The organism is Janthinobacterium sp. HH102 (genome assembly GCF_001758625.2).
Classification (GTDB): Bacteria; Pseudomonadota; Gammaproteobacteria; order Burkholderiales; family Burkholderiaceae_D; genus Janthinobacterium.
The window spans coordinates 5917456-5930668 of record NZ_CP062062.1 but is presented as its reverse complement, the minus strand read 5'-3'; the positions used below and the strand labels follow the sequence as shown (position 1 = coordinate 5930668).

The window sequence follows — 13213 nt, the reverse complement described above, 5'->3', positions numbered from 1 at the left end:
GCGGGAGCAAGGAGACAAGCATGGATTTCCGCTTCAACGAAGGCAGCATCCCGCTGCTCGTGTCGATGCCCCATGTGGGCACCGACATACCGGACGATATCGCCGCGCGCATGACGCCGCAGGCCCTCATCAAGGCCGACACGGACTGGCATTTGCGCGAGCTGTACGGCTTTTTGCAGGAGATGGACGCGTCCGTGCTGTCGGCGCGCTGGTCGCGCTACACCATCGACTTGAACCGCCCGCAGGAAGACACGAATCTGTATCCGGGGCAGGACACGACGGGCTTGCTGCCCAACGATACCTTCCACCGCGAGCCGCTGTACCTGGCCGGCAAGGAGCCCGATGCGGCCGACGTGCAGCGCCGGTTGCAGCGCTACTGGGCGCCGTATCATGCGCAGCTGCGCGCGGAACTGGACCGCCTGCTGCGCGTGCATGGCGCCGTGGTGCTGTGGGATGCCCATTCCATCGCCTCGCATGTGCCGCGCTTCTTCGACGGCAAGCTGCCCGACCTGAACTTCGGCACGGCCGATGGCGCCAGCTGCGATGCGGGCCTGACGTCCGCCGTGGTCGATATCGCGCGCGCGCAGGATGCATTTACCGTGGCCTTGAATGGCCGCTTCAAGGGCGGGCATATCACGCGCCATTACGGCCAGCCGGACAAGCGCGTGCATGCGATCCAGCTCGAGATGTGCCAGTGCCTGTACATGAATGAACCTGGCATGGACGAGGCGGCGCCATTCGGCTACCGGCCCGACCTGGCGGCCCGGGTGCAGCCGCTGCTGCGCCAGATGATGGAAGCGGCCGTGGCATGGGTGGCGCGTTGAGTACCTGTCTGTTCGCGCGCCACGCGCTGCTGCCGCAAGGCTGGCGCCGCGACGTGCTGCTGGAATGGGATGCGGCCGGCGACTTGACGCAGATTACAGAGAGCGTCGCGCCGCCGCCCGGCGCGGAAGTGGCCGAGTATGTCTTGCCCGGCATGGTCAACCTGCATTCGCATGCCTTCCAGCGCGCGCTGGGCGGCATGACGGAGGTTGCGGGTGACGAGGTTAATCAGGTAGCGGACAGCTTCTGGACCTGGCGCGAGCTGATGTACCGCTTCGCGCGCCACATCACGCCGGAACAGATGGAAGCCATCGCCGCGCAGCTGTTTGCCGAATGCCTGCGCCATGGCTACACGTCCGTGTGCGAATTTCACTACCTGCAGCGCGATGCGGCTGGCGACCTGTATGCGCGTCCCGCCGAAACGGCTGAACGGGTGCTGGCCGCGGCGCGCATCAGCGGCATCGGCATGACCATGCTGCCCGTGCTGTACAGCCATGCGGGCTTCGGCGCACAGCCCCTCAAACCCGAGCAGGCGCGCTTCCGCACCGGTGCGGACGATGTCTTGCGCATCATCGAGGCGCTGGCGCCGCAGCGCGGCGGGCAGGTGGAAGTGGGCTTTGCGCCGCATTCGCTGCGCGCCGCCGGCGTGGCGCAGATCCGCGAAGTGGCGCAAGCGCTGCCCGCAGATCGCCCTATCCACATCCACATCGCCGAGCAGCAGGGCGAGGTGCGCCAGTGCCTCGACTACAGCGGCCGGCGCCCGGTGCAGTATTTGTACGACCAGGTCGACGTCGATGCGCGCTGGTGCCTAGTGCATGCCACGCATGTGCAGCCCGACGAGGTGGCGCGGATGGCCGCCAGCGGCGCGGTCGCGGGCCTGTGCCCGACGACGGAAGCGAACCTGGGCGATGGCCTGTTCCCGCTGGCCGAATTCATCGCCGCCGGCGGGCGTTTCGGCGTCGGCAGCGACAGCCACGTGTCGCAGTCGCCCGTGGAAGAATTGCGCTGGCTCGAATACGGCCAGCGCTTGCAGCGCCAGCAGCGCAATGTGGCCGCCACGCCGGAGCAGCGCCATGTGGGCGACTATCTGTGGCAGGCAGCCTTGCGGGGCGGCGCGCAGGCGGCCGGACGCAAGCTCGGTGCTTTGGCACCGGGCTGCCGCGCCGATGTGCTGGTGCTCGACGACGCGCATGTGAACCTGTGCGGCGTGGCCATCGCCGACGTGCTGGGCAGTTTTATCTTCTGCGGCAACGACAAGCTGGTGCGCGACGTGCTGTGCGGCGGCCAGTGGCAGGTGCGCGACGGGCGCCACGTGGCGCAGGACGCCATCGCCACCGCCTACAAGCGCACCCTGGCACAACTGAGGGCGCTCTGATGGCGACCTTCATCCCACAGGAATACCTGCGCGCCGCGCCGTGGAAAAACGGCGGCGGCAGCACGACGGAAATCGCCATTTCTCCGCCGGACGCCGGTTTCGACGATTTTGACTGGCGTATCAGCCTGGCGACGATCACGGCCAGCGGGCCGTTTTCCAGCTTTCCCGGCATTGACCGCAGCCTGATGCTGGTCGATGGCGACAGCGTGCAGCTGACGCTCGACGGCACGCGCAAGGTGGTTTTGAGCGCGGCGCAACCGATGCTGTGGTTTCCCGGCGAGGCCGCCGTGGAGGCGCAGGTCAAGGGGCCGACGACGGATTTCAATGTGATGACGCGGCGCGACCGCTGCCGCCACCAGCTGGAAAAAATCACGGCGCCGGGCAGGCTGGTACGGCGCAGTGCGGCGACCCTGCTGTTCGTCGCCGGCGAAGGCCACGTGCTGGCGCGCGGTGGCGAGCAGCAGTTCGCTCTGGCCCGCCATGACGCGCTGCTGCTGGACGCCGACGACGCGCCGGACTGGCGGCTCGACGCCTTGCAGCGCACGGCCGTGTTCCGCGTCGACCTGTTCATCTAGGAGAGAAAAGCGATGCAAGACTGGGATATGGTCATCCACAACGTCCACCTGGCCACCATGGAACATGGCTATGGCGAACTGCTCGACGCGGCCATCGCCGTCAAGGATGGCCGCATCGCCTGGTTCGGTCCCGGCGACGAGCTGCCGGCCAGCGGCGCGGTGCTGCACGACGGCCAGGGCTGCTGGCTGACGCCCGGCCTGATCGACTGCCATACGCACATCGTCCACGCGGGCAACCGCAGCGACGAATTCGAGGCGCGCCTGAATGGCGCCAGCTATGAAGACATCAGCCGCGCCGGCGGCGGCATCATGTCCACCGTGCGCGCCACGCGCGCGGCCAGCGACGATGAATTGCTGCGGCAAAGCCTGCCCCGCGTGCTGGCGCTGCTGGCCGAAGGCATGACCACGCTGGAGATCAAGTCCGGCTACGGCCTCGATGCGGACAGCGAGGCGAAGATGCTGCGCGTGGCGCGCCGCATCGGGCAAGAGCTGCCGGTCACCGTGCGCACCACGTTTCTTGGCGCGCACGCGCTGCCGCCCGAATACGCGGGACAGGCCGATGCGTATATCGAGCTGCTGTGCGCGCAGATGCTGCCCCGGCTGGCCGGCGATGGACTGGTTGACGCCGTCGACGCCTTTTGCGAGCGCATCGGCTTTACGCTGGCGCAAACCGAAACGGTGTTCGAGGCGGCGCAGGCGCTGGGCCTGCCCGTCAAACTGCATGCGGAGCAGCTGTCGGATTTGGGCGGCGCGGCGCTGGTGGCCCGCTACGGCGGCCTGTCGGCCGACCACCTGGAATTCCTGTCGGACGAGGGCATCGCCGCCATGGCGCGGCATGGCACGGTGGCCGTGCTGCTGCCGGGCGCGTATTATTTTTTGCGCGAAGTACAGCAACCTCCCATCTCAGATTTGCGCGCGGCCGGCGTGCCGATGGCCGTGTCCACCGATTGCAACCCGGGCACGTCGCCGATGACGTCATTGCTGCTGGCGATGAACATGGCGTGCACCTTGTGGCGCTTGACGCCGCAGGAAGCGCTGGCCGGTGTTACGTGCCATGCGGCGCGCGCGCTGGGCTTGCAGCAGGAAACGGGCAGCCTGGCAGTGGGCAAGCGCGCCGATTTCGCCCTGTGGCGCATCGCGCGCCCGGCCGACCTGGCGTATGCGCTGGGCCTGAACCCGTGCGCGGGCGTGGTGCACGGCGGTGTCTGGCGCGCGCCGGTGGTAAGCTTGCCGGATTGATCATCCGTCCTGGAGCGCCGCGTGCGTGCTGCTTATTTGCCGTTTTACTTGCTGTTGTTACTAGTCTTCTCCGCCGCGCCCATGTCCTCCCTTGCCATGGACGGCGGCACCCTGAAGGTGGGTTCGAAGCGCTTTACGGAATCGTACATCCTCGGCGAAATCGTCCAGCAGAGCGCCGCGCCGCACGTCAGGGCGCAGCACCGCCAGGGCCTGGGCAACACGGCCATCGTGCTCGCCGCGCTGCAGGCGGGCAGCATCGACGTATATGCCGAATACATGGGCACCATCGCCAGCGAAATTCTCAAGCACGACAAAGCCATCGACCTGGCGCAGATGCGGCGCGAGCTGGCGGCGCTGGGGCTGGGCGTGGCCGTGCCGCTGGGCTTTAACAATACGTATGCGCTGGCCATGCGCGGCGATGAAACATCCATCACGAGCCTGGCGCAGCTGGCGCAGCACCCGGCCCTGACATTCGGCCTGTCGCATGAATTCATCGGCAGGATCGATGGCTGGCCTGGCCTGGCCGCGCGCTATGGACTGCCGCAGCGCCCGCGCGGACTCGATCACGGCATCGCCTATGAAGCGCTGGCGCAGCGCCAGGTGGATGTGATCGACATCTATTCGACGGACGCGAAGATCCGCCAGTACGGCTTGCGCGTGCTGGCTGACACGCAGCAGTATTTTCCCCGCTACGACGCCATGCTGCTGTACCGGCTCGACCTGCCGCAGCGTTTTCCTGCTGCCTGGCAAGCCTTGCAAGGGTTGCAGGGGCGCATCAGCGAGGGCGACATGATCGCCATGAATGCGGCCGTGGAAATCGACGGCAAGAGCTTTGCCGGCGTGGCGCGGCAGTGGCTGGCATCGGGCACGCGGGCGAACACACCGGCCGCCGCGCGCAGCGGTTTGCTCGATAAAATCATCGGCGACGATCTGTGGACCCTGACGCGCCAGCACTTGACGCTGGTGCTGCTGTCGGTGGCCCTGGCGTGCATGATCGGCATTCCGCTGGGCGTGCTGGCGGCGTTTTCGGCGCCGCTGCGGCAAACCGTGCTGGCCTTCGTCGGCGTGCTGCAGACGGTGCCGTCGCTGGCCCTGCTGGCGATATTGATTCCCGTGCTGGGCATGATCGGATTGGTGCCGGCGCTGGTGGCGTTATTCGTGTACGCCTTGCTGCCCATCGTGCGCAACACGTGCACGGGCATCTTGCAGGTGCCGCAAGGCTTGCGCATGGCGGCGCTGGCGCTGGGCTTGAGCCGGCGCGACCGCCTGCTGCATGTGGACTTGCCGCTGGCCTTGCCCGTGATGCTGGCGGGCGTGAAAACGGCGGCCGTGATGAGCGTGGGCACGGCCACCATCGCCGCCTTCATCGGCGCGGGCGGCTATGGCGAACGCATCACCATCGGCCTGGCGCTGAATGACAACGACATGCTGCTGGCCGGCGCGATCCCCGCAGCCGTGCTGGCCCTGCTGACGCAAGGCCTGTTCGAACTGGTGGAGCGTTGGGCCGTGGCCGGCCGGCAGCGCTGACGGCATCACGGTTACAGCGAATGCAGTTTCGAGCGCACCGAGACGACGGCCTGGTGCAGGATGCGTTCGGCCTGGAAGTCGTTTTCGCGCTGTTCGGCGATGGCTTGCAAGTCGCGCGTGTAGCGTTCCAGGCGGGAACGCAGGTAGGCGCGGTAGATCTTCATGACGAGCGGTTTGGCAGAGACATTCATGATGTGGCTCCCGGATGCGAAATGATGCGTTCATTTTGTGTGAGCGGAATGCCGCCACTTTGCGTCATATCAAACGCCATGACCCCGTCAAATTGGCGCGTTTGACATTGCGCAATGCCCCCAACGTCGCAGATGCCACACTGAATCTTCCCTGCTCGCCTGGACATCATCAGCCGCGAGCCCTGATCCCATCAAGCATACTCAAGGAGCGTCGCATGGTCATTTTTGCCGTGGTTGCTGGCTGCATCGCCTGCCTGACAGTGTACCAAATCTATAAAAATTCGCAGGGTGGCAGTGGGGTTGCGCAACAACATATCGGCTTGCACGGCACATTGATTGAACCACGGAAATAATCAGTGTCATCCGAGCGACACTTGGTGACACTTGGTTAGCAGATTTAAGTCAAATGTAAGGCCCGGTAAGCAAATGTAAAGGTCTGCGCCATCGCAAGCGGCTGCGTTTATATTGATAACCGTTGATTGCATTCTCCCCCTCCCACTTGACAATGGGTTCACCCCGCGGTGCCGCTAGCCTGCGGGGATTTTTTTTGGGGAACTTACTCTGACGGTTCCAATGCAATGGCTTTCGGCGTGCCCGCCGACAATTGCGTCAAGGCATCGCCAGCCACGCGGCAGATGCGCCAGTCCGGCATCACGTCCGCGCCCATGCCCTGGTAGAAGTTGATCGCGTTTTCATTCCAGTCCAGCACCGACCATTCGAAGCGGCCGCAATCGCGTTCGACGGCCAGTTGCGCCAGCGCCACGAGCATCTGCTTGCCATAGCCCTTGCCGCGCACCGATTGCTTCACGTACAGGTCTTCCAGATACAGGCCCTTGCGGCACAGGAAGGTGGAAAAGTTGTGGAAGAACAGGGCGAACGTCACTACTTCACCATGTTCCTCACCGACCAGCGCTTCGCACGCGGGGTGCTTGCCGAACAGGCTGTCGTGCAGCATGGATTCCTTGGCGATCATCATGTGTTCGAGTTTTTCAAACACGGCCAGTTCATGGATCATGCCGAAGATGGCCGCCACGTCGGATGCGGTCGCGGGACGGATGGCGAGGGAGGAAGAGGTGCTCATGTTGCCTTTGCGGATGAAGTGGTGGAAAGAGAGGAAACGGCAGCCGTCTTGCGCGCGCCCGACGTCAGGGCCCATGCCACGCTGGACAGGCACAGCACCATGCCCACCCATTCGATGGGGGCGGGCCGGTAATGTTCGAACTGCACAGACAGCAGCACGGAAATGACGGGCGTGACGACGCCGATATACACGGTCTTTTGCGTGCCGATGCGGGCGATCAGGGTGAAATACGCGCTGAAGGCGATCACCGAGCCGAAGAGGGCCAGGTACAACAATCCCATCCAGTAACTGGGGCGCGTGGGCAGCTGCCAGGACTGGCCTGTGGCGATGGCCCAGCAGGCCACCATCAAGGTGCCCCACAGCATGGTCCAGGCCATGGTCAGCATCACATTGCCTGACTGTTCGCGCACTTTCATGACGAGGGCGTTGCCTGCCGTGCTGGAGACGGTGGCCACCAGGGCCAGCATGAATCCGAGCAGGAAATGACCATTGCCGCCACCGAGGATGTCGTGCAGCGCCGCGCCGATGGACTGGTAAAACAGCAGCACGATGCCGCAGATGGCAACGAACGCGGCGCAGCAGGTGCTCCAGGTGATCGGTGTGCCGAAGGCAATGCGGTTGAGCAAGGGCGTCCAGAACACCATTAGCGCGAACAGCACGCTGACGAGGGCCGACACCAGGTATTGCTCCGAACTATACGTACACACATAGCTGAGGGCAAACGAGGCCAGGCCCTGCAGCAGCATCCATTTTTGCGCGCGCCAGGGCAGGCGCAGGCGGTCGCCGCGCACGGCGCACCAGGCAAACAGGGTGGCGGACGCGAGACCAAAGCGGTAGACCACGGAAACGGCGGGGGCGACGTCGCCCAGCTGCAAGGTGATGGCCCAGAAGGTGGAGCCCCAGATCAGGCAGGCAATGATGAACAGGAGAGGAGAGGACATCGCGCAAGTATACGGGCATCGCGCAGCGATGGCGAGCGGGCATAGTGCAGCGATGGCGAGTGCGGTCGAGCTTGCTCGATGTGTTGCCAAGAAACACCAGGCATTGAGCCAGCGCAGTGCTTCTGAAAAATATTGAATTTATGAAAATATTTACATTAATATCAAGTAAATATTTTCCGGATTGCATCTTTGAAGGGGACCGCCATGCCAGCCTCACTGCACATCAAAGTATGGAGCGTGCTTGTGTATGTCGTCGTGACTGCTGTGATTGCCATCTGGCTGCACCCTTCTGCCTTGCTCGCTGCCGGCGCATTCGGCTGAGCGCATGCGCCGGCAAGCAGATCAGTGGGTGACGCGGGTCTTGCGGCCGTCCGACAGCAGGCGCACGCGCTCGCCGGGGCGGAACAGCTCGTCGGCGTCTTGCACGATGGCGCGCATGTCGCCATTGTCCAGGCGCACGGTGATTTCCAGGCCGGGTTTGTTGGACGCGTTCGCTTCTATGCTCTTGCCGGCCATGCCGCCGGCGACGGCGCCGAGGATGCTGGCCGCAATGGCGCCCTTGCCGCCCCCGACTGTCGAGCCGGCCACGCCGCCCAGCGCCGCGCCAGCCAGCACGCCCGTGCCCGTTTCGCCCTTGTCGATGGTTACCTGGCGCACGGATTCAACCGTGCCCATGCGAACCGATTGTTCATTCTGCGCCTGGCGCGCGTTGTAGACATTTGCCGAGTTCGGTTGTACGGCGCAGCCGGCCAGGGTGGCGAGCAATGCCACTGCAATAATTGGTGCTTTCATGTAGGACTCCCTTGGACAAAAGTTGGTTGCCGATTGCGTCGACCGGCAGATGATGACTTATCATAAGGACACTTGCCTAAGATAACTAGTTGCGAATAGTAAAAATCTGTTACTGGCCTCGCGTGACCGAGTGGCCACGTGACCGCCTGCCGCTCAATACGCCAGCCGCAGGCGCCGGTACAAAAATCCCAGCACGAAGAGCGGACCCACCAGCAAAAAGCGCAAGTCGTCGAGAAACGACGGCTTCTTGCCTTCGATCTGGTGGCCGATGAACTGGCCTATCCAGGCCAGCACGAACAGCGCCAGCGACGCGGGCAGGATGGTCAGCGGCGGCATGAGCAGCAACAGGCCCAGCATGGCGGCCAGCATCGCCAGCATGCCCGCCGCAAACGGGCGCGACAGCTTGTAGTAATAGTATAAGGCCAGGATACTGCCGAGCAGCGCCACGCTGGGATGCACGCTCCACAGCAGCCCCAGCAAGCTGAAAACGATCAGCGGCACGCACACGATGTGCACCCATTCATTGACATGGTTGCGGTGGCTTTCGCCATACTGGGCCAGCAGGGTGTCGATGGTGCGCATGGGCGGTCTCTTGTGTGGTGTTCTGGCTGGAAATTCTACACCGGAACTCAGGCAACCGAACGCAGCGAACCGCCCGCAGAATTGTTGTATTGGAAATTCTGGGCTATTATTTCCAATTGGAAATGTTTTCACTCACTGCACAGATGGAATAAAGGTATCCGTGACATTGCAAGCCAGCCACCCTGATTACCAGCGCTATTCGATGGCGTCCCTGCAACAAGCCCTGTCCGGCGCCGACGGAGCCGATGCGGCACGGCGCCAGCGCATCGAAGCGGAAATTGCCCAGCGCCAGCAGGATGACCATGCGGCAGAACAGCGCCAGTGGGCCGCGCGGCCGCAGGACAAGCCGCTCGATCCGGCCACTGCCGCGCTCAAGGAAGCAGCCGGCCCCTTTCTGCGGTCTGCGGGCTATGTGTTGCTGTTCGCATGGGTGGTGTTGCGAGTTGCGGGCTTGCTGGAAACCTTGCAGACAGGTAGCCGGACCTATGTGTTTGGCAATCTCGGTTTGTTGATCTTTGGTGCCTGCCTGGTGCGCGGCAAGCTGCGCGCGGCAGTATGGCTGCGCTGGCTGGCGATATTCTGGATCGTGCCAGCCGTGCTGGCGATCGATTTCCTGTTTCTGCAGCCGATGTCCCTGACGGTGATGCAATTCAAGCTCGCACCCGGCTATCGTATCTGGTCGGTGCTGGAAGCCGTGCTGTCATTGTGGGTCATTCATTACCTGTATCGTCAGCTGGGTATGCCTGCCGTCATGGCCGCCTGCGATGCCAGGGGCTACAAGCGACGCGATATGCGCATCCCTGCCATCTGCGGCCTGATTCTCGGCATGGCTGGCGTGGCTTTCCAGCTGCATGCCTCGCATGGAGACACGGCTACGCAGGCGCGTGCGATCGTGGCGCAACGCTATGGATCGGGCTACCAATACCATGTCAACGGCGTCGGCAATGCCGTCACACCGCAAGGCAGATTTCATACGGCACAGGTACTGGTGTGGGATGACAAGGGCATCATGTCTGTGCCCGTGCAATGGCCCCAGTAAAATAGACGCTGTCCCCAATCCTGCAGGATGCCGCTTTTGACCCGCTTATTGTCTGTTGAACCGGCCATGCCGGACCCGCGCAAGCGCTGTTTCGCCCCTGTCGTCGATGCCGGCACGCGCCTGCTGATACTGGGCAGCTTGCCCGGCGAAAAATCGCTGGCGCATAGCCAGTACTATGCGCACCCGCAAAACAAGTTCTGGATGCTGCTGGGAGAAGTGCTGGGCGTGGACTTGAGCAGCCTGCCCTATGAGATACGCTTGAGCACCTTGCTGGCGCACGGCGTGGGCCTGTGGGACGTGGTGGCGCAGGCGCAGCGCACGGGCAGCCTGGACAGCAATATCCGCGCCCGCGACGACAATGACCTGGTGGCCCTGGCCGCCAGCCTGCCGCAGCTGCACACGATCGCCTTCAACGGCGGCACGGCCGCGAAGCTGGGCGTCAAGGTGCTGGGTGAGCACGCGCAGCGTTACCGCATCGTCAGCTTGCCGTCGAGCAGCCCGGCGTACACGCTCGCGTATGCGCAGAAATTGCAGGCGTGGCTGTCGCTGCGTGGCCAACCGGAGCCGGCCGCGCGTTAATCGTGTTGCCGGCCTTTACGCAGGCGCGTACGGCTGCGCTTCCAGTGGTTGCCCCTTGGCATCGAATCTCAGCGCCACGGACAAGTTGGTGACGCCGATGGTGGCCAGCGCGTCGCAGATGTCGTCGACTTCGTCCTGCAGGTCGGCGGCCAGGTCCAGCGGCTTGTCGGCGCTGTGCAGCAGTGCGCCGTCCGCCGTGCTGACGTTGACGCGCAACAGCATTTCGCCATGTTCATCGGCCGGGCCGACGACCACCGAGACGTCGCCCGCATCCACCTTGTTTTCCGCCAAGGCATGGTTGATGCCGGACATCATCTGCAGCATCGCATATTCGCTCATGCCTTGTTCCTTGCCGCCGTGGAACAAGTCCTGGTAGAGGAAGCTCACTTCCAGCGCGCTGCCGGCCGGCGCCAGGCAGCGTTTCACCAGGTCGCCCACTTCCGTCGTCCACTGCTGGTAGCGAGCCATGCGCGCGTCAAACCAGGCGTCGAGCGCCGCTTCATCCTTCGGTTCCGCATAGAACGGGTCGTCCACGCGCTTCAGGGCAAAGCCCAGCAGGAAGCGCAGTTCGACGGCCGTGTCCTGCGGGCCGAAAGCCGTCTCGCTCCAGCCGACGATGCTGCTTTCCAGGCCCGGCGTGGCGACGATCTTCTTGTCCGTCATCGACGAATAGGCATCGCGCACCATCTCATGCAGATGGCTATAGGTAATGCGGTCGATTTCATCGAGGTCATAGGCATGGCTCATCAAGACCACCTTGGCCTTGGCGCTTTCCAGTTCTGCTTGCTGGAAACTTTTTACCAGCGCTTCGAACGCGTCCTGGTCCTGGAAACTGTCCGCTTCTTTCAGGCCGCCCGTGCTTTGCACCAGCAAGGGCACGACGAAGGCGTTGATTTCCATGGCCGGGGCGTTTTCGCGGCGGATCACGGAAATGGACGCCGCTTCCTCGATATGGCTGCGCAAATACTGGTAGGCGCCCACGTCTTCGTACTTGGAACGCTCGATGGCGTCGTACAGGATTTCATCCTTCTTTTGATTCAAGGCCTTGCGGATCAGGCGGCCGAATTCGACGGCTTGCTCGGCCAGCACCGTGCCCTGCGATTCGCTGTCTTCCTGCTCGGCCAGGTTCAGGGCCATCGTGCACAGCATGCGCGTGACGGATTCGTCCTTGTCTTCAGGCGTGTTGGCGGATTTACGGGGGACAGGGCGCTTATTTTTGGGCATGGCGATCAACAGGTTAAGGAATACGGGTCAGGCAAACGGAAACGGGCGCCAAGGCTTTGCCTGGCGCCGGAACGGATCATACAGGCGGACGCGGCCGCCTGATACTTCAATGGTCGGTATCGAACATCTCGTGCAGCTCGTCGAGCAGGTCGGCGGCTTCTTCCTGCGACAGGCCAAGATGCTGGCATGCAAGCTCACCGCCCTTGTCCCACTCGAGCGAGGTACTGTTCCCATGGTAGCGCTGAATGCCCTTTTCGGCCAGCAGCGACAGGGCGACGAGCGAGCGGATGGCATCGTCCGTGGACGGGTCGGCCAGCACCGTGTAGTCGTGGTGGTGCAAAATCGCCCAGGAAACGTCGGAGGACAGGCCCCAGTTGCGTGCCAGCAAGCAGCCGATGGCTGCGTGGTTGGTCTGGTGGCGCGCGTCTTCCAGGGCCGTAAAACAATTGTGCGCATCGTTGGCCGCCGCCGCGTACGTGTTGACATAGTCGGGGAAGCGGTTCATCAGCAGGGGCACGCCGATGTCGCAGAACAGGCCGAAGGTATGCGCGATATCGGGCGGGGCGATGCGCAGCTTGCGCGAGGTAAATACCAGGGCGCGCGCGCGCTTGGCCGATACATCCCAGAAGTGGGTCAGTTCCACGCCTTCCGCTTCCAGCGCCTGACGCGCCAGCAAGCCCGTCATCATGGCGCTGCACTGGTTGATGCCGAGAAAGTTGATGCCTTGCTCGACGGATTTGGCCTTGCGCGCGGCGCCATAGAACGGCGAATTCGCCAGTTTCAGCAGGGCGCCCGACATGCCGACATCGTCGGCGATGATGCGCGCGATGCGGCGCGGCGACGGGTCTTGTTCGGCCAGTTCGCGCTGCAAGTCGACCAGCAGGCTGGGACGCGGCGGGATACGGATGGAACGCATCAAGGCGTCAACCGGATCTTCCTGCACTACCTGCTTTTGCGCTGCCGCTCTCATCATCACGCTTTCATCATCATTTTTGTGCCCGGTGCTTATTCTGTGCGCGCTGCCGCTGCCCGCTTCATGAGCGTCTGGCGCAGTGCCCGACGATTATCGCTGTTTATGGGCGGCAATAGTTCACATCTGCAATATATTGTCGCAAAAATCCCTGTTTTGGCCTGCTCCCGTTGCGATTTCCGTCATGTCAGGACGTTATTCATCCAGGAAATAATGATTAAAAGATCAAGTTTTATTTGTTTTTAAGGCGGGAGTGAGGCGTGCGGCAACAGGGCG

The 13213-nt window shown here is 63.3% G+C and carries 15 protein-coding genes; 8 read left to right on the top strand and 7 right to left on the bottom strand.

Features of this window, described 5'->3' with window-relative positions; all coding sequences use genetic code 11:
• Positions 1–20: 20 nt before the first annotated feature.
• From hutG to JAB4_RS26965, 5 genes are all read left to right on the top strand, one after another.
• On the top strand, positions 21–824 hold the full coding sequence (gene hutG / locus JAB4_RS26985; protein ID WP_070224215.1) for an N-formylglutamate deformylase: 804 nt from the start codon (positions 21–23) through the stop codon (positions 822–824).
• Positions 809–2197, top strand: a complete 1389-nt coding sequence (locus tag JAB4_RS26980) for a formimidoylglutamate deiminase (RefSeq protein ID WP_070224216.1) — start codon at positions 809–811, stop codon at positions 2195–2197. The genes hutG and JAB4_RS26980 overlap by 16 nt, the downstream gene beginning before the upstream one ends.
• Positions 2197–2772, top strand: a complete 576-nt coding sequence (locus JAB4_RS26975) for a HutD family protein (RefSeq protein WP_070224217.1) — start codon at positions 2197–2199, stop codon at positions 2770–2772. The genes JAB4_RS26980 and JAB4_RS26975 overlap by 1 nt, the downstream gene beginning before the upstream one ends.
• A gap of 12 nt (positions 2773–2784) precedes the next feature.
• Positions 2785–4011: an imidazolonepropionase gene (gene hutI / locus JAB4_RS26970; protein WP_070224218.1), complete on the top strand. Its 1227-nt coding sequence runs from the start codon at positions 2785–2787 to the stop codon at positions 4009–4011.
• 81 nt (positions 4012–4092) lie between these two features.
• On the top strand, positions 4093–5538 hold the full coding sequence (locus tag JAB4_RS26965; protein WP_071650274.1) for a glycine betaine ABC transporter substrate-binding protein: 1446 nt from the start codon (positions 4093–4095) through the stop codon (positions 5536–5538).
• Between the two features lie 11 nt (positions 5539–5549).
• On the opposite strand, the gene JAB4_RS26960 is transcribed toward JAB4_RS26965, so the two are convergent.
• Complete coding sequence (locus tag JAB4_RS26960; RefSeq protein WP_034746290.1) at positions 5550–5729, bottom strand: hypothetical protein; 180 nt, start codon at positions 5727–5729, stop codon at positions 5550–5552.
• A gap of 14 nt (positions 5730–5743) precedes the next feature.
• Here JAB4_RS26960 and JAB4_RS26955 point away from each other — a divergent pair, with 14 nt between their 5' ends.
• Positions 5744–6082 carry a hypothetical protein gene (locus tag JAB4_RS26955; RefSeq protein WP_139143096.1) on the top strand — a complete coding sequence of 113 codons (339 nt, stop codon included), beginning with the start codon at positions 5744–5746 and terminating at the stop codon, positions 6080–6082.
• Between the two features lie 203 nt (positions 6083–6285).
• On the opposite strand, the gene JAB4_RS26950 is transcribed toward JAB4_RS26955, so the two are convergent.
• From JAB4_RS26950 to JAB4_RS26935, 4 genes are all read right to left on the bottom strand, one after another.
• Positions 6286–6810, bottom strand: coding sequence for a GNAT family N-acetyltransferase (locus JAB4_RS26950; RefSeq protein ID WP_070224219.1), 525 nt, complete (start codon positions 6808–6810; stop codon positions 6286–6288).
• The gene (locus tag JAB4_RS26945; protein ID WP_070224220.1) at positions 6807–7751 is read right to left on the bottom strand and encodes an EamA family transporter; all 945 of its coding nucleotides are present in this window, start codon (positions 7749–7751) and stop codon (positions 6807–6809) included. Before JAB4_RS26945 ends, JAB4_RS26950 begins: the two co-directional genes overlap by 4 nt.
• A gap of 342 nt (positions 7752–8093) precedes the next feature.
• Positions 8094–8543 (bottom strand): glycine zipper 2TM domain-containing protein, encoded by a 450-nt coding sequence (locus JAB4_RS26940; RefSeq protein WP_034780449.1) that lies wholly within the window; start codon positions 8541–8543, stop codon positions 8094–8096.
• Positions 8544–8696: 153 nt separating this feature from the next.
• Positions 8697–9125 (bottom strand): Mpo1-like protein, encoded by a 429-nt coding sequence (locus tag JAB4_RS26935; protein ID WP_070224221.1) that lies wholly within the window; start codon positions 9123–9125, stop codon positions 8697–8699.
• A gap of 160 nt (positions 9126–9285) precedes the next feature.
• Here JAB4_RS26935 and JAB4_RS26930 point away from each other — a divergent pair, with 160 nt between their 5' ends.
• Both JAB4_RS26930 and JAB4_RS26925 read left to right on the top strand, forming a co-directional pair.
• Positions 9286–10164: a hypothetical protein gene (locus JAB4_RS26930; protein ID WP_139143571.1), complete on the top strand. Its 879-nt coding sequence runs from the start codon at positions 9286–9288 to the stop codon at positions 10162–10164.
• Positions 10165–10230: 66 nt separating this feature from the next.
• A complete protein-coding gene (locus tag JAB4_RS26925) occupies positions 10231–10743 on the top strand; it encodes a DNA-deoxyinosine glycosylase (protein WP_070224223.1) in 513 nt (170 codons plus the stop codon).
• 15 nt (positions 10744–10758) lie between these two features.
• Here the strand turns inward: JAB4_RS26925 and JAB4_RS26920 are convergent, their stop codons facing one another.
• Positions 10759–11967 (bottom strand): hypothetical protein, encoded by a 1209-nt coding sequence (locus JAB4_RS26920; RefSeq protein ID WP_070224305.1) that lies wholly within the window; start codon positions 11965–11967, stop codon positions 10759–10761.
• A gap of 106 nt (positions 11968–12073) precedes the next feature.
• On the bottom strand, positions 12074–12940 hold the full coding sequence (locus JAB4_RS26915; RefSeq protein WP_070224224.1) for an HDOD domain-containing protein: 867 nt from the start codon (positions 12938–12940) through the stop codon (positions 12074–12076).
• Positions 12941–13213 lie beyond the last annotated feature (273 nt).